A 17,387-nucleotide genomic window follows, 5' to 3' on the forward strand; every position below is an offset into this window, starting at 1 on the left:
AGCGTGGGCGGCATGATCGAGCTCGAGGGGCTGACGAAGCGGTACGGCGACAAGGTGGCGGTCAACAACCTGACGTTCACGGTGAGACCGGGCATCGTCACGGGGTTCCTCGGCCCCAACGGCGCGGGCAAGTCGACCACGATGCGCATGATCCTGGGCCTGGACCGGCCCACCGCCGGCGACGTCCGCATCGACGGCAAGCACTACGACCAGCTCAAGGACCCGCTCACCTATATCGGCGCCCTGCTGGAGGCCAAGGCCTGGCACCCCGGACGCAGCGCCCGCAACCATCTGCTGTGCCTCGCGCAGAGCAACGGCATCCCGGACAGCCGGGTGCGCGAGGTGCTGGACGCGGTCGGGCTGACCGCGGTGGCCAGGAAGAAGACCAAGGGCTTCTCGATGGGTATGGGCCAGCGGCTCGGGATCGCGGGTGCGCTGCTCGGCGATCCGCGGATCCTGATGTTCGACGAGCCGGTCAACGGCCTCGACCCCGAGGGCATCCACTGGATCCGGAACCTGATGAAATCGCTGGCCGCGCAGGGCCGGACGGTGTTCGTCTCCTCCCATCTGATGAGCGAGATGGCCCTGACCGCCGACCATCTGGTCGTCATCGGACAGGGGCGGCTGCTCGCCGACACGTCCATGCCGGAGTTCATCGCGCGCAACTCACGGGCGTACGTCCGTATCCGCACCCCGCAGCGCGAGCGGCTGCTCGACGTGTTGCAGCAGGCCGGGATCACCGCCGTGCAGAACGGCAACGGCACGCTGGAGGTGGACGGCGGCAAGTCCGAGCAGATCGGGGAGCTGGCGGCGCGCCACCAGGTCGTGCTGCACGAGCTGAGTCCGCAACAGGCCTCCCTGGAGGAGGCTTTCATGCAGCTGACCGCGGAGTCGGTGGAGTACCACGCGCACGCCGAGGCGCCGCCGCAGGCGCAGACGCAGGCCCAGGTGCAGGCGCAGGCGCAACAGCAGCAGTGGGGCGCCGACTGGAGGAGGAGCTGAGCATGGTGGTCACCCAGGTCGTCCGCTCCGAATGGACCAAGATCCGGTCCGTCGCCTCCACCGTGTGGACGCTGTCCCTCGCGGTGGTGGTCACCATCGCTCTCGGCATGCTGATCTCGGCCCTGTCGAAGAACGAGTTCGACGACATGAGCCGCAGCGACCAGCTGTCCTTCGACCCGACCTTCATCAGCTTCGCCGGGATGGGCCTCGGCCAGCTCGCGCTGATCGTGTTCGGGGTGCTCGTCGTCTCGAACGAGTACAGCACCGGCATGATCCGCACCTCACTGGCGGCCGTGCCGCAGCGCGGCACCTTCCTGTTCAGCAAGATCGCGGTGGCGACCGGGCTCTCCCTCGTCGTCGGCCTGGCCACCAGCTTCGTCGCCTTCTTCCTCGGGCAGTCGATGCTCGGCGAGTACCGGGCCGAGATCGGGGACCCGGGCGTGCTGCGGGCGGTGCTCGGCGGCGGGCTCTACATGGCCCTCATCGCGATGTTCTCGATGGGCGTCGCCGCGATGCTGCGCTCACCGATGCTGTCGCTGGGCATCCTGATGCCGTTCTTCTTCCTGATCTCCAACATCCTCGGGAACGTCTCGGCCACCGAGAAGATCGGCCGCTACCTGCCCGACCAGGCCGGCAGCAAGATCATGCAGGTGGTCACCCCGGTCGACAACGACACTCCCTACGGCCCCTGGGGCGGGCTCGGGATCATGGTGCTGTGGGTGATCGCCGCGCTCGCCGGCGGTTACGCCACGCTCAAGAAGCGCGACGCGTAGGCGCTCCGCCCGGAAGAGCCGCGATGTGCCGTCATTCGGCCGCGGCGGTCCGGTGGCCGGTCGCGCAGTTCCCCGCGCCCCTTCGGGGCGCGTCCGGACCCACGCCGGCCGGGGACCGCGCGTCCGAGGTTTTACTTGCTCTTGAGTGGAACCGTCAGCGCCTCGGTATCCTCCTAACCCTTACGGGGGGCGTGCGCCCCGCTGTCCTGAACCTTTCGATGGGTGCGGAGCATGATCGAGGCAGTCGGCCTGACCAAGCGCTACGGCGACAAGACCGCTGTGTACAACTTGTCCTTCCAGGTGCGGCCCGGCGCCGTCACCGGCTTCCTGGGCCCCAACGGCTCGGGCAAGTCGACGACGATGCGCATGATCCTCGGCCTGGACAATCCGACCTCGGGGCAGGTCACGATCGGCGGCTACCCGTACCGCAGGCTGCCGAACGCCCCGCGTCAGGTCGGCGCGCTGCTGGACGCCAAGGCGGTGCACGGCGGACGCGCCGCGCGCAACCACCTGCTGAGCCTGGCCCAGCTGTCCGGCATCCCCGCCCGGCGGGTGGACGAGGTGCTGGGCGTGGTCGGCCTCCAGGACGTGGCAAGACGGCGCTCCAAGGGCTTCTCGCTCGGCATGGGCCAGCGGCTCGGCATCGCCGCCGCGCTGCTCGGCGACCCCCAGGTGCTGCTGTTCGACGAGCCGGTCAACGGCCTCGACCCCGAGGGCATCCTCTGGGTGCGGAACCTGATGAAGTCGCTGGCGGCCGAGGGCCGTACCGTCTTCGTCTCCTCCCACCTGATGAGCGAGATGGCGCTGACCGCCGACCACCTGATCGTCATCGGGCGCGGTCAGCTGCTGTCCGACATGAGCGTCAAGGACTTCATCGCCGCGAACTCCGCGGGCTTCGCCCGGGTCCGGACGCCCGACACCGAGCCGCAGCTGCGCGAGAAGCTGGCCGGCGCGCTCACCGAGGCGGGCGGGCACGTGCTGCCCGAGCAGGACGGCGGGCTCCGGGTCACCGGGCTGGCGCTCCCCCGCATCAGCGACATCGCGCACGACTCCGACGTACGCCTGTGGGAGCTGTCGCCCCACCAGGCCTCGCTGGAGGAGGCGTACATGCGGATGACGCAGGGCGCGGTCGACTACCGCTCCACCATCGACCAGAAGGAAGGGCTCCAGCAGCCGCTGCCGCCGGGCGCACAGCCGCCGATGCCGGTGCCCGGTCAGGGCCAGCCGGGCTGGTACGCCCCGCCGCCGCCCCAGCAGGCCGGGCAGCCGTACGCCGCACAGCCGGCCCAGCCCGGACCGTACGGTGCTCCGGCGGCGCCCGGTGCCGGGACGCCGAACCCGTACGCGCAGGCGGCCCCCCAGGCGCCTCAGGCGGCCCCGGGCCAGGCTCCGGTGGCTCCGGCGCAGCCCCCCGCGCCGCCGGCCGCTCAGAACCCCGCCCAGGCGCCCGCGAGCGCTCCTGCCGCCGCGCCCGCGCCCCAGCCGCCCGTCGCCCCCGCGACTCCCGCCGCACCGACCCAGCCCGAGGACGCCCGATGAGCACGCCCCAGCCCCCGATGCCGCAGACCGCCGCACCGAACTGGCAGGCGGCGCCCGGCACCCCGTACCCCACCTACACCTCGCCGATCCCGGTGGTGCGCACGCACCTGGGGCACGCGCTCGCCTCGGAGTGGACGAAGATCCGCTCGGTGCGCTCGACGATGTGGACGCTCGGGGTGTTCGTGGTGCTCGTGATCGGCATCGGTCTCTCGGTCGCCGCACTGATCGCCGGCAACGCCTCGGAGGAGAGTCTCTCCGGCGAGAGCCCGCTGTCGTTCGGCTTCTTCGGACTGCTGCTCGGCAGCATCTGCATCATCACGCTCGGCGTGCTGACCACCGCCTCCGAGTACGGCACCGGCATGATCCGCACCACGATGACCGCGTGCCCGACGCGTGGCCGGGTACTGGCGGCCAAGGCGATCGTGTTCTTCGTGGTCGCGTTCGTGGTGACGCTGGCGTCGGCCGTCCTGGTCGCCCTCGCGGACGTGGCCTTCCTGGAGGGCTCCCGGGAGCCGACCGGCGAGGAGTGGCTGAAGGGCACCGTCGGCATCTCGTTCTACATCGCGCTGCTCGGACTGCTCTCGCTCGTCGTCGGCTCGGTCATCCGGCACTCGGCGGGTGCGATCACGATCATGATCGGTGTTCTGCTGGCCCCGCTGGTCATCGCGCTCTTCATGTTCGCGGAGTCGCTGAGGGACCTTCAGCAGGCGCTGTTCGAGTACTCCATCCCGAACCAGCTGAGCGTCTTCTACGCCCAGTCCCTCTCCGAGTCCGGCCCGTCCGGCTGGGACCCGCTGTGGATCATGCTCGGCGTCACGGCGGCCGCGTTCGCCGGCGCCTGGGCGCTGCTGGAGAAGCGCGACGTGTGAGCCCGGCCCGCTAGAACCTCGGCGCGTTCCTGGACCGCTGCACCCGTGTGGTGCGGCGGTCCTTCGCGTTCCAGCACGCCTTGTGCCAGTGCCGGCGGTCGTCCACGCCCGCGTGGTCCGGCCAGGCGACCACATGCGGGACGCCGTCCGGGATCATCTGCTCACAGCCCGGGCAGCGGTACGCCTTGCCCTGCGCGCTCGCGCCCGCCACGTGCCGTACGTTCCACTCGTCGCCGCCCCAGCTCTCCGAGGACTGCCAGCCGCCGTAGCGGCCGGGACGGTCGTCCTCGGCGCTGCGTCCGGACGAGCCGGAATCCTTGGGTCGATTGCGACGCGGGGACACGGAACACCTCACGGGGCTATACAGGATGCACGGGTCGTATCCAGCCTACGCGGCACGGACAGGGGTAGTCGTACGGCACCAACCCCCACAAGTCCCGCACGCCGGCCATTGATTCTGCAGACAATCCGCAAATCTCTTCGCCAAGCCGTGTCCTCGGCACGTGTCAGACGGTTATGCCCGGTGGGGGAGCTCCGCGTCGGAGCCAAGGAAGCAGGAAAAGCAATGCGCGTAGGAAGTTTCGTACTCGCGGCCCGGTTCCCGGGCCAGGGTGATGGGGAGGCGCTGCACCGCGCGGTCCGCTCCGCCGAGGTCGCCGAGGAGGCCGGGCTCGACTCGGTCTGGCTGGCCGAGCACCACTTCGTGCCGTACGGCACCTGTCCGTCCGCGATCACCCTGGCCGCCCTGCTGCTCGGCCGCACCAGCCGGCTGCACGTCGGCACCGCGGTGAGCGTACTGCCCACCGCCCACCCGGTGGCCCTCGGCGAGCAGGCGGCACTGCTGCACATCGCCTCCGGCGGGCGGTTCTCGCTGGGCGTGGGGCGCGGCGGGCCGTGGGTCGACCTGGAGGTGTTCGGGCAGGGCCTCAAGGCGTACGAGGAGGGGTTCCCGGAGTCGCTCGATCTGTTGGTGCGCTGGCTGCGCGAGCCCTCGGTCTCGGCCGCCGGCGAGCGGTTCGGCTTCCGCGAGGTCGCCGTCGTACCGCGGCCGTCGGAGTGTCTCACGGACGTCGGGGGCCCCGAGGTCGTCGTCGCGTGCACCTCGCCGAGCAGCGTGCGGCTCGCGGCCGAGCGCGGGCTGCCGATGCTGCTCGGGATGCACGTGGGCGACGAGGAGAAGGCCGAGATGGTCGCCCTGTGGCGGGAGCACGCCCGCGCGGCCGGGCGGCCGGGGGACGAGATCCGCGGCGCGGCCCATGTGTCGGCCGGCGTCTGCCAGATCGCGGACCGGCGCACGGACGCGGTGGAGACCCTCACGAAGGCGATGCCGGGCTGGCTGCGACAGGGCCTGGAGGCCCATGTGACGGTCGACGGCCGCCATCGCTCGATGCGCGACCCGCTGGCGTACACCGAACTCCTCTGCGGGCTGCACCCGGTGGGCACGCCGCGCCTGTGCGCCGACCGACTGGCGGCGACGAGTGAGCGGACCGGGATCTCCCGCTTCGCGCTGCTGGTCGAGGGTTCGGGCGATCTGGCGGCGACCGAGGAGAACGTACGACGGCTGGGCACCGAAGTGCTGCCGCACCTCGGCTGAGCCGGCCGGTGCGCACCGAACGCCCCGGACCGCCAGCGGGCTTGCCGCCCCAGTACTGAATGCACCTCCCGCGTATGGAGCGGCAAGCAAGCGACTCAATGCGTCAGCAGTCCCTGAACTCCGGGGACTGGTTCAGCACCTGGCTGCGCACCGAGGTGAAGCGGGACAGCGTCTCGTCGACCGAGGAGTCAAGCGGGAACACCGCCACCCGGTGGCAGTTCTGGAATGCCAGTCGCACCCCGAAGTGCCGTTGCAGCGCGCCGCGTATCGCGTCACTCGCAAGCGCACGCAGCAGCTGGCCACGTGCCTGCTCGTCCGGCGGGGGCGTCTGGTTGTCGGCGAACGAGCCGCCGTCGACCTTCAGCTGGGCCACCAGGGAGCTGATCATCTCCCATGCATAGGGCAGGGAGGTCCGGACGCAGTCGACGAAGGCGGCTTCGTCGACCTCGCCTCGCTCGGCCTGTTCGAGTAGGGCCGGTGAGACGTCGAGCGACATGGGTTCTCCTCTCGCACCCCCGCAGCAGCAGGGGTTGCCGGACAGATGAGGGAGTTCGCGATATCGGACACTCTGTGTACACACCTCGCGACCTCCCGTTTAATACGGTAGGCAACAGACGGTGACGGCACCAGGAGAATGCGTACATGGGCGGGCCCCGTTGGGCTCACAATCGGCCAGAAATGAACAGGGGCAGTCCGGGGTCATACGGACTCCCCCAGGGCGAATCGCGTCGGCACCGGCCCGTCGAGTAGCGTTGCCGACCATGCGTCTCGTCATTGCCCGATGCTCCGTCGACTACGCGGGCCGGCTCACCGCCCATCTGCCCTCGGCGCCCCGTCTGATCCTGGTCAAGGCGGACGGCAGCGTCTCGATCCACGCGGACGACCGGGCCTACAAGCCCCTCAACTGGATGTCGCCGCCCTGCACTCTGAAGGAGGGGGACGGCGAGCAGCAGGACGTCTGGACGGTCATCAACAAAGCGGGCGAGAAGCTGATCATCACGATGGAGGAAATCCTCCACGATTCGTCGCACGAACTGGGTGTGGACCCCGGTCTGATCAAGGACGGCGTGGAAGCACACCTCCAGGAACTCCTCGCCGACCGCATCGAGACGCTGGGCGAGGGCTACACCCTCATCCGCCGCGAGTACATGACGGCCATCGGGCCGGTCGACATCCTGTGCCGGGACGCCGAGGGCGCGACGGTCGCGGTCGAGATCAAGCGGCGCGGCGAGATCGACGGCGTGGAACAGCTCACGCGCTACCTGGAGTTGCTGAACCGCGACCCGCATCTCGCCCCGGTCCGCGGCATCTTCGCGGCCCAGGAGATCAAGCCCCAGGCCCGCGTCCTCGCCACGGACCGCGGCATCGGCTGCCAGGTCCTGGACTACGACGCGATGCGCGGCATCGAGGACGACAAGCTGCGGCTGTTCTAGGGCCGCGGTCCGCCCGCACTTCCCTGTTCCCGCCGCAGCGGCGCTCGGCCCCCACGACGTTGTCCGGCGGTGCCCAACCGACCTCAGGCCGGTTGGGCACCGCCCAATCGCGCCATAGGAGCCGAGCGCCGCTGCGGCGGACAAGTTTTGGCCGGGGACGGGTGCCGGGCCACGACGGTGGTCGCACCCCGGACAATGGGCGCGCTCACCAACCGCCACTGGAACCACTGACCGTGGCTGACCATGGGCGGTGGGCCGGATCGCCCACCGCCGCTCAGGTCGCCGACCGTAGGTCAGATCAACGCGTCCGCACCCGTGCTCGGGGTGTCCGTCCGCGTGGACGTCGGGGCGCTGGCTGTGGTGGTGCCCGCTGGGTTCGAGACGGTTGGGCCGCTGGCCGAGTCCGATGTCTCCGGAGACGACTGCGACTCCGTCGGTGTGGGCGTCTCCGACTCGGAAGGCACGGGCGTCTCCGACTCCGTCGGCGGGGGCGTCTCCGACTCAGTCGGAACGGGCGACTCGGATTCTGTGGGCTTCGACGAGGTCGGCTTGGATGTCGGTTTGGTTGGTGAACTCGATGTACCGCCACCGGAACCGTTTGTCCCGGTCGGGTTGTCCGACGGGTCCGTCGGAGTCGGGTCGTCCGACGTGCCGAGGGTGCCGTCGGGGCCCGGATCCGTCGGCCGGCTGGTGGCCGTACCGGCCTCGCCCTTGTCGTCGTCGCTCTCCACCTTGTCCGCGCCCAGGCTGTCGTCACCGGGGCCCTGACTGGCGGACGGATTGACGCCGACCTGGTTGGCCGGGGCGTTGGAGTCGTTGTCGGACGTGGCGCCGAGCGTCACCACCGTCCCGAGCACCGCCACGAGCAGCGCGCCCGCGCCGGCCGCGACGAGGTTGCGGCGCGCGAAGTTCCGGATGCCGCCGCGGCCCTTGTGCGAGGCCATCGAGGCCGACGGCACCGACGACCGGTGGGTGACCAGCGTCCCGGTGTCGCCGACGGGCGGGAACGGGGTCCGCACTCCGCCGGGCGGCGACTGCGACTCCTCGTAGCGCGCGTCCGGCACCTCCTCGCCCGCGGTCGCGCCGAACGCGGCCGGTCCCGGTGCCGTACCGGAGCGGTCCGAGACCAGCGCGAGGGCGCGGCGTCCGGCGACGGTCCCGCGTTTGTCGGCGAGGGCGCCGCGCAGGCCGATGGAGGTCTCCAGCTCGGTGCGGGCCCGCTCCAGTTGGTCGCCGCAGAGCGCGAGGATGCCCAACTCGTGGTGGAAGTAGGCCTGTTCGGACACATCCCCGGCGAGGCGGGCGGCCTCGGCACCGGCACGCAAGGCCCGCTCCCAGGCTCTCCAGTGCAGTCCCGCCGCGAACGCGGGCGCCGCCGTGCGGGCCAGCTGCACGGTCGGGCTCTCCTCGCCCTCGGCGGGCGGGGCTGAGGGTCCCCCCTGCTCGAACGGAGTTGAGAGCTCGGGGGAGGCCGGCACGAGCACGCCCAGCGCCGCGAGCACGGCGTCGGCCTCGGCGGATACGCGCTCCGGCGTGACGGAGGGGTGCCCGGCCCACCAGGTGTAGTGCTGCACGGCGGTGCGGGCGTCGTCCTGGGCGTCGTCGGCGTACCCGGCGGCCTCCAGCTGGACCTGCACGCCGGCGGCGAGCCGGTAGCGGGAGCCGACCGGCGAGACCAGCCCGCAGTCGGCCAGCTCGCCCAGCGCGGCGTCCGCGTGGGTGTCCCCGACGAGCGCGGGCAGATGCGCCTGGTGCGGCACCTCGCCGCCGAGCGCGACGGCGAACCTCAGGGTGGTACGGGCGGAGGCGCTGAGCCGCGAGGCGAGCAGCCGTGCCGGTCCTGCCGCCTCTCCGAGCGACGGCAGCGGTGTCTCCTCGCCGCCCTCGGGGTCGATCGGGGTGTCGAAGGACGCGTCGGACGGCGGGGCGTCCTCGAAGACGCCGTACTCGTCGACGGCGTCCGCACCGGCCCGCAGCCGGTCCCGCTGCCGCAGCAGCGCCCCGGCCTGGACGAACCGCAGCGGCAGGCCCTCGGACTCGAACCACAGGTCACCGGCCCAGTTCGCCTCGTCCTCGGTGAGGACCCGGCCGATACCGCGCTCCAGGAGCTCCACACTCGCGGCACGGTCGAGGCCGCCGAGAGCGACCTCCTCGACGCCGGAATCGGCGGACGGCGCGGGCACCTCGGGCGTGGCGGCGAGCAGGAAGGCGCACTCGGGGGTCGCGTCGAGCAGCTCGTCGAGCGCGGCGCCGCCGAACTCGATGTCGTCCAGGACGACGACCGCGCCGATCTCACGCACGCACGAGAGCAGTTCGTCCCCATCGGGGCGGTACAGGGGCGCGCCGTACACGGAGCAGAAGAGGTCGTGGAGCAGGTCCGCGGGAGCGCGGTGGAAGCCGGTGAGGCGGACGACGCCGTCGGGGGCGAGGTCCACACAGTCCTCGGCGACGAGGTCGAGCAGGCTGGTGCGGCCCGCGCCACGGGCGCCGACCAGACGTACGGAGCGGCCGCGGGCGAGCATCCGCACCAGCTGTTCGCGCTCGTCCTGGCGGGCCAGGAGCGGTTCGGCGGGACGGGTCGGACCGGGCGGGACCGGTGGCTTGGCGGCGCGGTCTGCCTCGGCGCGTTCGGCCAGGGTCAGCTTCTCGGGCCGCCCCGGACGCTCCGCCGCCGGGCAGATCTCGATCTCGCTGCCGTCGACGGGGTTGACGGTGAGCAGGTAGTCGCCGGAGACGAGTTGCACCGTGCGGGCGAGTGCGGGCGAGTGCTGGCCGAAGTCGGGTGTGAGGGGGTCCCTGGGCGGGCGCGGGCGCGACGACTGGCCGTCGGCGTCATGGCCGTACTCCTCGGGTCCCCGGTTGTTCGGGTCCATAGGTTTCAAGCCCCCCAAAAGCGTCGTGTGCAGTTCGCGGCCCCTCCCGGCCTTTGCACACCGCGCTGTCGCTTCTGGTCCGGGCCCGCTCGAAGGGGTTTGTCTAGGCAGCGGGCAGCCGAACCCTAAACCTTCGCACAGTATCTACGACAGGTCGGGGTACCGCGCCGTCCGAGACATCACAGTCTCGTGAGGATTGCGCGCGACGTGCGCTTCGCAACCGGAACGTCCTGCTGTCCCGCCCCACTCGCGCCGGGTGTCACACCCGGGGCAGGGACTCCACCCCGATGCCGCCCTCGATCGCCAGGATCCGGTGCAGCCGGGTGGCCACCAGCAGGCGCTGCATCTGCGGCGGCACGCCGCGCAGCACCAGGCGCCGGCCGCAGCGGCCGGCCCGCCGATGGGCCCCCATGATCACCCCGAGTCCGGTGGCGTCCCAGAACTCCAGCTCGGACAGGTCGAGCACCAGATCGCCGACTCCGTCGTCGACGGCCGAGTGCAGGACCGTACGGGCGTCCGCCGCGCTGCGGACGTCGAGGCGGCCCCCGACGACCAGTTCGGCGTGGTCGCCCCTGATGTGCATATCGCTCCCCTAGGCGTGCGTTCGTGCTCCGCGTGTGTGGTCTGCGTAGGTGCCTGTGTCTGCGGCTGTGTCTGTGCCTGTGTCTGCTATGAGTCTTCGCTGTGGCCGGTGATGCAACCTCTGACTGCGTTGAGCGGTCAGAGGTTGCCGTCTGTAAGCGAACCGATACCGAATTCACCCCATCGCGTGACACCTGAGGGGGCTGTGCGGTGGTCTACGAAACCTCAGTAGCTGTAAAAGCCTTGCCCGCTCTTGCGGCCGATGTCACCCGCGTCCACCATCCGGCGCATCAGCTCCGGCGGCGCGAACTTCTCGTCCTGGGACTCGGTGTAGATGTTGCCGGTGGCGTGCAGCAGGATGTCGACGCCGGTGAGGTCGGCCGTGGCGAGCGGGCCCATGGCGTGACCGAAGCCCAGCTTGCAGGCGAGGTCGATGTCCTCGGCGGTGGCGACACCCGACTCGTAGAGCTTGGTGGCCTCGACGACGAGCGCCGAGATCAGCCGGGTGGTGACGAAGCCGGCGACGTCGCGGTTGACGACGATGCAGGTCTTGCCGACGGACTCGGCGAACTCGCGCGCGGTGGCTAGGGTTTCGTCGCTCGTCTTGTAGCCGCGGACCAGCTCGACGAGCTGCATCATCGGCACCGGCGAGAAGAAGTGCACCCCGACGACCCGCTCGGGGTGCGCGGTGGCCGCCGCGATCTTGGTGATCGGGATGGCGGAGGTGTTGGAGGCGAGCACGGCGTCCGCACGCACGATCTTGTCGAGCGCGCGGAAGATCTCGTGCTTGACCTCCAGCTTCTCGAAGACGGCCTCGACGACCACGTCCGCGTCGGCGACCGCGTCCAGATCGGTGGTGGGGGTGATGCGGGCGAGGGCCGCGTCGGCGTCGTGCGCCTCCAGCTTGCCCTTGCTCACGAACTTGTCGTACGACGCCTTGATGCCGTCGGTGCCGCGCGCGAGGGCCTCGTCGGTGACGTCGCGCAGGACCACGTCCCAACCCGCCTGAGCAGAGACCTGGGCGATACCGGAACCCATGAGACCGGCCCCGATGACGGCGAGCTTCCGTGCCACTGACGACTCCCCTTTGAATCACGGCAGCAGTACTGCGAGTGTGCGCTTACACGCTGCTTACGATTGGCTTCTGCGGCGGACCTTAGCGCTCGTCGGGGACTGTGTGACCGGTTAGTAACGCGAGTCACGTCTCATCTGACGGACATCACACCGGCGCCGGTCATTCCGCGCCTCGGACGGCGTAGTTGAGCACGCTCGCGCTCAACAGCTCCTCGATGTCGTCGAGAAGCACGAGTACCTCCCGTGACACTTTGCCCGGATTGTGCCCGGCCGCCATCTCCCGTCCGATGTGGACGAACACCGTCTGATGGATCCAGGCGATCTGACCGGCGATCAGCCCCGGCCACGGGTCCGAGGCGTCCGCGCCGACCTCCTCGCGCAGGGTCGCCTCCAGGTGGTCGTGGATCTCCTGCTGCATGCTCCACAGCCGCGAGCGCAGCGGCGGCGCCTCGTGGATGCAGCGCATGAAGCGGTCGTAGCCCTCCATGAGGCCGACCCTGGGCGAGACCGACTCGACGTCCGCACGCAGTTCGCGCAGCACCGCGCGGGCGGCCGACTCCCCCTCCGCCCGGCCGCGCACCCAGCGGGAGAGCTGCTCGACGACGCCGGCGGAGCGGTCGAAGAAGAGGTCCTCCTTCGCCGGGAAGTAGTTGTAGACGGTGTTCACGGAGACGTCGGCGGCCTCCGCCACCTCCGCGATGGTCACGGTCACGAAGCCGTGCTCCAGGAACAGCCCGGTGGCGATGTCCGAGATCCGCTGTCTCGTTTCGCGCTTCTTCCGCTCCCTGAGCCCTTCCGTCATAGCCCTCATCCTAACTTCAGTGGGCTCTCTTAAAATTTGGGGTCATTGCAAAATTTAAGAGACTCTGTTTTTCTGGGGTCATGACCATCATCAGTACGGCCGGACTGGCCCGTACCTTCCGGACGAAGCTCGGCCCGGTAGAGGCCGTCCGCGGGATCGACCTGACCGTGCGCGAGGGCGAGATCCTCGGCTTCCTTGGCCCGAACGGCGCGGGCAAGACGACGACCCTGCGGATGCTCACGACCCTGCTCGCGCCCACCGGCGGCGCGGCCACCGTCGCCGGCCACGACCTCGCGACCGACGCCGCGGGGGTGCGGCGGGCGTGCGGGTACGTGGCGCAGTCGGGCGGGGTGGACACGCAGATCACCGTGCGGGAGGAGCTGATCACCCAGGGCCGCCTCTACCGCCTGACCAAGGCGCGGGCCGCCTCGCGGGCCGAGGAGCTGGCCCGCGACCTGGACCTCACCGGCTTCCTGGACCGCAAGGCGGGCACGCTCTCCGGCGGCCGGCGGCGCCGCCTCGACATCGCGCTCGCCCTCACGCACCGCCCGAAGGTGCTCTTCCTCGACGAGCCGACGACGGGACTGGACCCGGGCAGCCGGGCCGACCTGTGGGACCTGATCCGGCGCCTGCGCGACGAACACGGCACCACGGTGTTCCTGACCACCCACTACCTGGACGAGGCCGACGCCCTCTCCGACCGGCTCGTCGTCGTCGACCAGGGCGTGGTCGTCGCGGAGGGCACGCCGAGCGCGCTGAAGCTGCGCCACGGCGGCTCGATCGACGCCTCGCTCCAGGACACCTTCCTCGCCATCACCGGCCGCAGCGCCGGCCCGGCCGACGCCGCCCCCGTAGCCGTATAGGAGACCCCAGAAAGATGCTGCTGCACGACACGGCCCTCATCTACGGCCGCTATCTCCGCCAGTCCCTGCGCTCCCGGTTCGCCCTGCTCTTCGGCGTGCTGATGCCGCTGCTGTACCTGCTGTTCTTCGGTCCGCTGCTGACGGATCTGCCGCTGGGCGGCCGGGGCAGCTCCTGGCAGGTGCTGGTCCCCGGCCTGCTGCTCCAACTCGGCCTGTTCGGCGCGTCGTTCGCCGGGTTCTCGATCATCATCGAGAAGGGTCAGGGGGTGGTGGAGCGGATGCGGGTGACGCCGGTCAGCCGCCTCGCCCTGCTGCTGGGACGCGTGCTGCGGGACGCCACGGTGTTCGTCTTCCAGGCGGTGCTGCTGGTCCTGACCGCGCTGGCGATGGGCCTGCGGGCGCCGCTGCCGGGCGTCCTGATCGGCTTCGCGTTCGTCGCGCTGCTGACGGTGTCGCTGGCCTCGCTGTCGTACGCGCTCGCCATGAAGGTCCGCACCCCGCAGGAGTTCGGGCCGGCGATCAACGCCATGACGATGCCGATGATGCTGCTGTCGGGCCTGATGCTCCCGATGACGCTGGGACCGAGGTGGCTGGACGTCCTGTCCCACTTCATCCCGTTCCGCTATCTGGTGGACGCGGTGCGGGACGCGTACGTCGGCTCCTACGCCACCGCGCACATGCTGTACGGCGTGCTGGTCGCCGTCGCCTTCGCCACGCTCGCCGTGACGGTCGGCACACGCGTCTTCCGAACGGCCGGGGCGTAACTAGGCTGACCTCATGGTCAATCTGACACGCATCTACACCAGGACCGGCGACCAGGGCACCACCGCCCTCGGCGACATGAGCCGGGTCGCCAAGACCGACCTGCGGATCTCGGCGTACGCCGACGCCAACGAGGCGAACGCGGTGATCGGCACGGCGATCGCGCTGGGCGGCCTGGAGGAGGAGGTCGTCCAGGTCCTCACCCGGGTGCAGAACGACCTGTTCGACGTGGGTGCGGACCTGTCGACGCCGGTGGTGGAGAACCCGGAGTTCCCGCCGCTGCGCGTCGAGCAGTTCTACGTCGACAAGCTGGAGGCGGACTGCGACCGCTTCAACGAACGGCTGGAGAAGCTGCGCTCCTTCATCCTCCCCGGCGGCACCGCGGGCGCGGCCCTGCTGCACCATGCCTGCACGGTCGTCCGCCGTGCGGAGCGCTCGACCTGGTCGGCCCTGGAGGCCCACGGCGAGACGATGAACCCCCTGACCGCGACCTACCTCAACCGCCTCTCCGACCTCCTGTTCATCCTGGCTCGGACGGCGAACAAGGAGGTCGGGGACGTGCTGTGGGTGCCGGGAGGGGAACGCTAGGCGGTCATCGGCGGGTTTTCTCCTCCGACCGGACCAGCCGGTCCGAGGAGGCCGGCTCGCCCTTCGGCTGCTTGGGCCAGATCAGGTACGCCAGCGCGACCAGGCCGTGGATGCCCGCGGCGCGCAGTGCCACCCACTGGAAGGACCGCAGGGACGAGGTGTCGCCGTCCCCGACGTACCAGACCGCGCCCTGGAGGAGTGCACAGGCCACGGCCGCTCCGAGCAGCGTGCGAAGCCACAGGCCGCCCTCGTGCCGGGCGCGTGCCATGCCGTACTGCGCAGGCTTGGGCGGGCGCGGGGCGCCGCCCAGGCGGTGCGCGGCGTGGCCGTCCAGCCAGCGGATCGTGTAGTGGCCGTACGCCACGGTGTAGCCGATGTAGAGCGCGGCCAGGCCGTGCTCCCAGCCCGGCTCGGCGCCGTTCTTCAGGTCCACCGCGGTGGCCGCGAAGAGCACCAGCTCCAGCAGCGGCTCGCACAGCAGCAGCACCACACTCGTACGACGCCGCTTCAGCAGGTAGCGGACGGCGAGGCCCAGTGCCAGCAGCACCCAGAAGCCGACCTCGCAGGCGATGATGAGGGCGACGATCACAACATGCTCCCTTCGGTCACCCGTCCAGGCTCCCGTCGGGACCGGCCGCTTTCGTCGTCGGCACTGACGAACCGGCGGTACATCGAAAGATGCAGTCCAGGACCCTTCCCCGGAAGCACGCGCGGGCAGGGCGCACCGTGTTGGATGGAATCATGCTCCGTCCCCGCCCGCACCGCTTCGACGTGTACGTCGCCGTCGGCGGGCTGCTCGGCGGCCTGCTCCTGGTGGCCGTCGGACTGGCCACCCGGCCCGCCAAGGACCCCGTCACGCTCTTCGACGGCCCCTGGCCGATCCTGCTGCCGCTCACCGTGATGGCCGGCTGCGAACTGCTGCGCCGGACGGCCCCGCGCACGGCCCTGCTGATCGGCACGGTCGCGATCTGCGCGGACGTCCTCACCCAGGGCAACCTGGCCACGGTCCTGATGTTCACCGACATCGTCTACGCGGCCGTGCTCTACGGCCCGCTCCCCTCGGCCCGCCGCATCCAGTGGATCACCGGCCTGCTCACGGTGGCCGCGACCCTGGTGCCGTTCGCGGTGTGGCGCACCCCGGAGGCACTGCTGATCGGCGTGGTCGTCGGCATCGTGGCCTACGGGCCGGCGGGCACGGGCTGGATCGTACGCAACCACCGTGACGCCGCCGAGGCCGCCCGGCTGCGGGCCGAACAGACCGCGCTGCTCGCCGAGACGGACCGCTCCCAGGCCGTCGCCGCGGAGCGCGCCCGCATGGCACGCGAGCTGCACGACATGGTCGCCAACCATCTCTCCGCGATCGCCATCCACTCCACGGCCGCGCTCTCCATCGACGACCCGAGGACCTCCCAGGAGGCGCTGTCGGTCATCCGCGAGAACAGCGTCGAGGGGCTCGCCGAGATGCGCCGCCTCATCGGCATCCTGCGGGACGCCGGCGGCGACACCGCGCCGGTGGCCGCCCCGACGCTCGACGGCCTCGACGCTCTCGCCGAGGGCGCCCGCACCAACGGCCTCGACGTCCACCTCGATTGCGCGCCCGGCACCGTCCCCGCCCCCGTCGAGCTCGCCGCCTACCGCATCGTCCAGGAGTCCCTGACCAACGCCCTCAAGCACGCCTCTCCCGGCCGCGTCACGGTCGCGCTCGCCCAGCGGGACGGCTGTCTGACCATCGCCGTGACCAGCCCCTTCGGTGACCGCGACGGGCCGCGGGCGCCCGGTTCCGGCGCCGGCCTGATCGGTATGCGGGAGCGGGTCGCGCTGCTGGGCGGCGAGTTCGGGGCCGGGCCCGAGGACTCGGCCGGCGGCAAGATGTGGGTCGTACGCGCCGGGCTTCCGCTGACCGAAGGAGACCCCGCATGATCCGTGTGCTCGTCGCCGAGGACCAGTCCGCCGTCCGCGCCGGGCTGGTCCTCATTCTGCGCAGCGCGCCCGACATCGAGGTGGTCGGCGAGGCTGCGGACGGTGAGCAGGCGGTCGAGCGGGCCCGGGAACTACGTCCCGACCTGGTGCTGATGGACATTCAGATGCCCCGTCTGGACGGGGTGTCGGCCACCCGCAAGGTCGTCGAGGAGCGGCTCGCGGACGTGCTCGTGCTGACCACCTTCGACCTCGACGAGTACGTCTTCGGGGCGCTACGGGCGGGCGCCTGCGGGTTCCTGCTGAAGAACACCGAGGCCCGCGACCTGCTGGAGGCGGTGCGCACGGTGGGGCGCGGCGAGGGCATCGTCGCCCCGGCCGTCACCCGGCGCCTGATCGCCGAGTTCGCCGCGAAGCCCGTACGGGAGACGACGGCCGACCCGTCCGTCCTGGACAGTCTCACCAGACGGGAACGCGAGGTGCTGTCCTGCCTCGGCGAGGGCTTGTCGAACGCCGGTATCGCCGCCCGGCTCGACATGGCGGAGGCGACCGTGAAGACACATGTCAGCCGCCTGCTGGGCAAGCTGGAGCTGCGCAGTCGCGTCCAAGCGGCCGTACTGGCCCAGGAGTTGGGGATCTAGCCGACCGGCCCTGAAGCCGATGGGCAACTGGTCCAGACCTATTGACCTGTGGTCCAGACCTTTCTATTCTCACCG

Annotated in this window: 18 protein-coding genes; 11 read left to right on the forward strand and 7 right to left on the reverse strand. The window is 70.8% G+C overall.

Features of this window, described 5'->3' with window-relative positions:
* Positions 1-12: 12 nt before the first annotated feature.
* The 4 genes from AC3ETA_RS04025 (at position 13) to AC3ETA_RS04040 (ending at position 4,183) form a co-directional block, all read left to right on the forward strand.
* Positions 13-1,002 carry an ABC transporter ATP-binding protein gene (locus AC3ETA_RS04025; RefSeq protein ID WP_432191413.1) on the forward strand — a complete coding sequence of 330 codons (990 nt, stop codon included), beginning with the start codon at positions 13-15 and terminating at the stop codon, positions 1,000-1,002.
* A 2-nt stretch (positions 1,003-1,004) separates the two neighbouring features.
* Positions 1,005-1,775: an ABC transporter permease gene (locus tag AC3ETA_RS04030; RefSeq protein WP_432191414.1), complete on the forward strand. Its 771-nt coding sequence runs from the start codon at positions 1,005-1,007 to the stop codon at positions 1,773-1,775.
* A gap of 231 nt (positions 1,776-2,006) precedes the next feature.
* Entirely contained in the window at positions 2,007-3,314 is a 1,308-nt protein-coding gene (locus AC3ETA_RS04035) for an ABC transporter ATP-binding protein (RefSeq protein WP_432191415.1), read from the forward strand.
* The gene (locus tag AC3ETA_RS04040) at positions 3,311-4,183 is read left to right on the forward strand and encodes an ABC transporter permease subunit (RefSeq protein ID WP_432191416.1); all 873 of its coding nucleotides are present in this window, start codon (positions 3,311-3,313) and stop codon (positions 4,181-4,183) included. Before AC3ETA_RS04035 ends, AC3ETA_RS04040 begins: the two co-directional genes overlap by 4 nt.
* Positions 4,184-4,193: 10 nt before the next feature.
* On the opposite strand, the gene AC3ETA_RS04045 is transcribed toward AC3ETA_RS04040, so the two are convergent.
* The gene (locus tag AC3ETA_RS04045) at positions 4,194-4,526 is read right to left on the reverse strand and encodes an ATP/GTP-binding protein (RefSeq protein ID WP_432191417.1); all 333 of its coding nucleotides are present in this window, start codon (positions 4,524-4,526) and stop codon (positions 4,194-4,196) included.
* A gap of 222 nt (positions 4,527-4,748) precedes the next feature.
* On the opposite strand from AC3ETA_RS04045, the gene AC3ETA_RS04050 reads away from it, so the two are divergent.
* Positions 4,749-5,777 carry an LLM class flavin-dependent oxidoreductase gene (locus AC3ETA_RS04050; RefSeq protein ID WP_432191418.1) on the forward strand — a complete coding sequence of 343 codons (1,029 nt, stop codon included), beginning with the start codon at positions 4,749-4,751 and terminating at the stop codon, positions 5,775-5,777.
* 103 nt (positions 5,778-5,880) lie between these two features.
* Here AC3ETA_RS04050 and AC3ETA_RS04055 read toward each other — a convergent pair whose 3' ends face one another.
* Complete coding sequence (locus tag AC3ETA_RS04055; RefSeq protein WP_030959211.1) at positions 5,881-6,273, reverse strand: SCO5389 family protein; 393 nt, start codon at positions 6,271-6,273, stop codon at positions 5,881-5,883.
* A 265-nt stretch (positions 6,274-6,538) separates the two neighbouring features.
* On the opposite strand from AC3ETA_RS04055, the gene nucS reads away from it, so the two are divergent.
* Complete coding sequence (gene nucS / locus AC3ETA_RS04060; protein ID WP_432191419.1) at positions 6,539-7,210, forward strand: endonuclease NucS; 672 nt, start codon at positions 6,539-6,541, stop codon at positions 7,208-7,210.
* A gap of 293 nt (positions 7,211-7,503) precedes the next feature.
* On the opposite strand, the gene AC3ETA_RS04065 is transcribed toward nucS, so the two are convergent.
* The 4 genes from AC3ETA_RS04065 to AC3ETA_RS04080 all read right to left on the reverse strand — a co-directional run bounded on the left by AC3ETA_RS04065 (position 7,504) and on the right by AC3ETA_RS04080 (position 12,541).
* Positions 7,504-10,083: an ATP-binding protein gene (locus tag AC3ETA_RS04065; RefSeq protein WP_432191420.1), complete on the reverse strand. Its 2,580-nt coding sequence runs from the start codon at positions 10,081-10,083 to the stop codon at positions 7,504-7,506.
* Between the two features lie 259 nt (positions 10,084-10,342).
* Positions 10,343-10,666, reverse strand: a complete 324-nt coding sequence (locus tag AC3ETA_RS04070) for an STAS domain-containing protein (RefSeq protein ID WP_019760944.1) — start codon at positions 10,664-10,666, stop codon at positions 10,343-10,345.
* Between the two features lie 224 nt (positions 10,667-10,890).
* On the reverse strand, positions 10,891-11,739 hold the full coding sequence (locus AC3ETA_RS04075; RefSeq protein ID WP_432191421.1) for a 3-hydroxyacyl-CoA dehydrogenase family protein: 849 nt from the start codon (positions 11,737-11,739) through the stop codon (positions 10,891-10,893).
* A 160-nt stretch (positions 11,740-11,899) separates the two neighbouring features.
* The gene (locus tag AC3ETA_RS04080) at positions 11,900-12,541 is read right to left on the reverse strand and encodes a TetR/AcrR family transcriptional regulator (protein WP_432191422.1); all 642 of its coding nucleotides are present in this window, start codon (positions 12,539-12,541) and stop codon (positions 11,900-11,902) included.
* Between the two features lie 80 nt (positions 12,542-12,621).
* Between AC3ETA_RS04080 and AC3ETA_RS04085 the strand changes: the two genes are divergently transcribed.
* From AC3ETA_RS04085 to AC3ETA_RS04095, 3 genes are read left to right on the forward strand one after another with little or no spacing between them, the layout of a single operon-like run.
* A complete protein-coding gene (locus AC3ETA_RS04085; RefSeq protein ID WP_432191423.1) occupies positions 12,622-13,404 on the forward strand; it encodes an ABC transporter ATP-binding protein in 783 nt (260 codons plus the stop codon).
* A 14-nt stretch (positions 13,405-13,418) separates the two neighbouring features.
* Positions 13,419-14,168: an ABC transporter permease gene (locus AC3ETA_RS04090; protein WP_432191424.1), complete on the forward strand. Its 750-nt coding sequence runs from the start codon at positions 13,419-13,421 to the stop codon at positions 14,166-14,168.
* A gap of 13 nt (positions 14,169-14,181) precedes the next feature.
* Positions 14,182-14,754, forward strand: a complete 573-nt coding sequence (locus AC3ETA_RS04095) for a cob(I)yrinic acid a,c-diamide adenosyltransferase (protein ID WP_432191425.1) — start codon at positions 14,182-14,184, stop codon at positions 14,752-14,754.
* Positions 14,755-14,758: 4 nt separating this feature from the next.
* Here AC3ETA_RS04095 and AC3ETA_RS04100 read toward each other — a convergent pair whose 3' ends face one another.
* Positions 14,759-15,343, reverse strand: a complete 585-nt coding sequence (locus AC3ETA_RS04100; protein ID WP_432191426.1) for a hypothetical protein — start codon at positions 15,341-15,343, stop codon at positions 14,759-14,761.
* 152 nt (positions 15,344-15,495) lie between these two features.
* On the opposite strand from AC3ETA_RS04100, the gene AC3ETA_RS04105 reads away from it, so the two are divergent.
* Positions 15,496-16,674, forward strand: a complete 1,179-nt coding sequence (locus tag AC3ETA_RS04105) for a sensor histidine kinase (RefSeq protein WP_432191427.1) — start codon at positions 15,496-15,498, stop codon at positions 16,672-16,674.
* Positions 16,671-17,312 (forward strand): response regulator, encoded by a 642-nt coding sequence (locus AC3ETA_RS04110; RefSeq protein WP_432191428.1) that lies wholly within the window; start codon positions 16,671-16,673, stop codon positions 17,310-17,312. Before AC3ETA_RS04105 ends, AC3ETA_RS04110 begins: the two co-directional genes overlap by 4 nt.
* Positions 17,313-17,387: the final 75 nt, after the last annotated feature.

Source organism: Streptomyces sp. bgisy027, assembly GCF_057710365.1.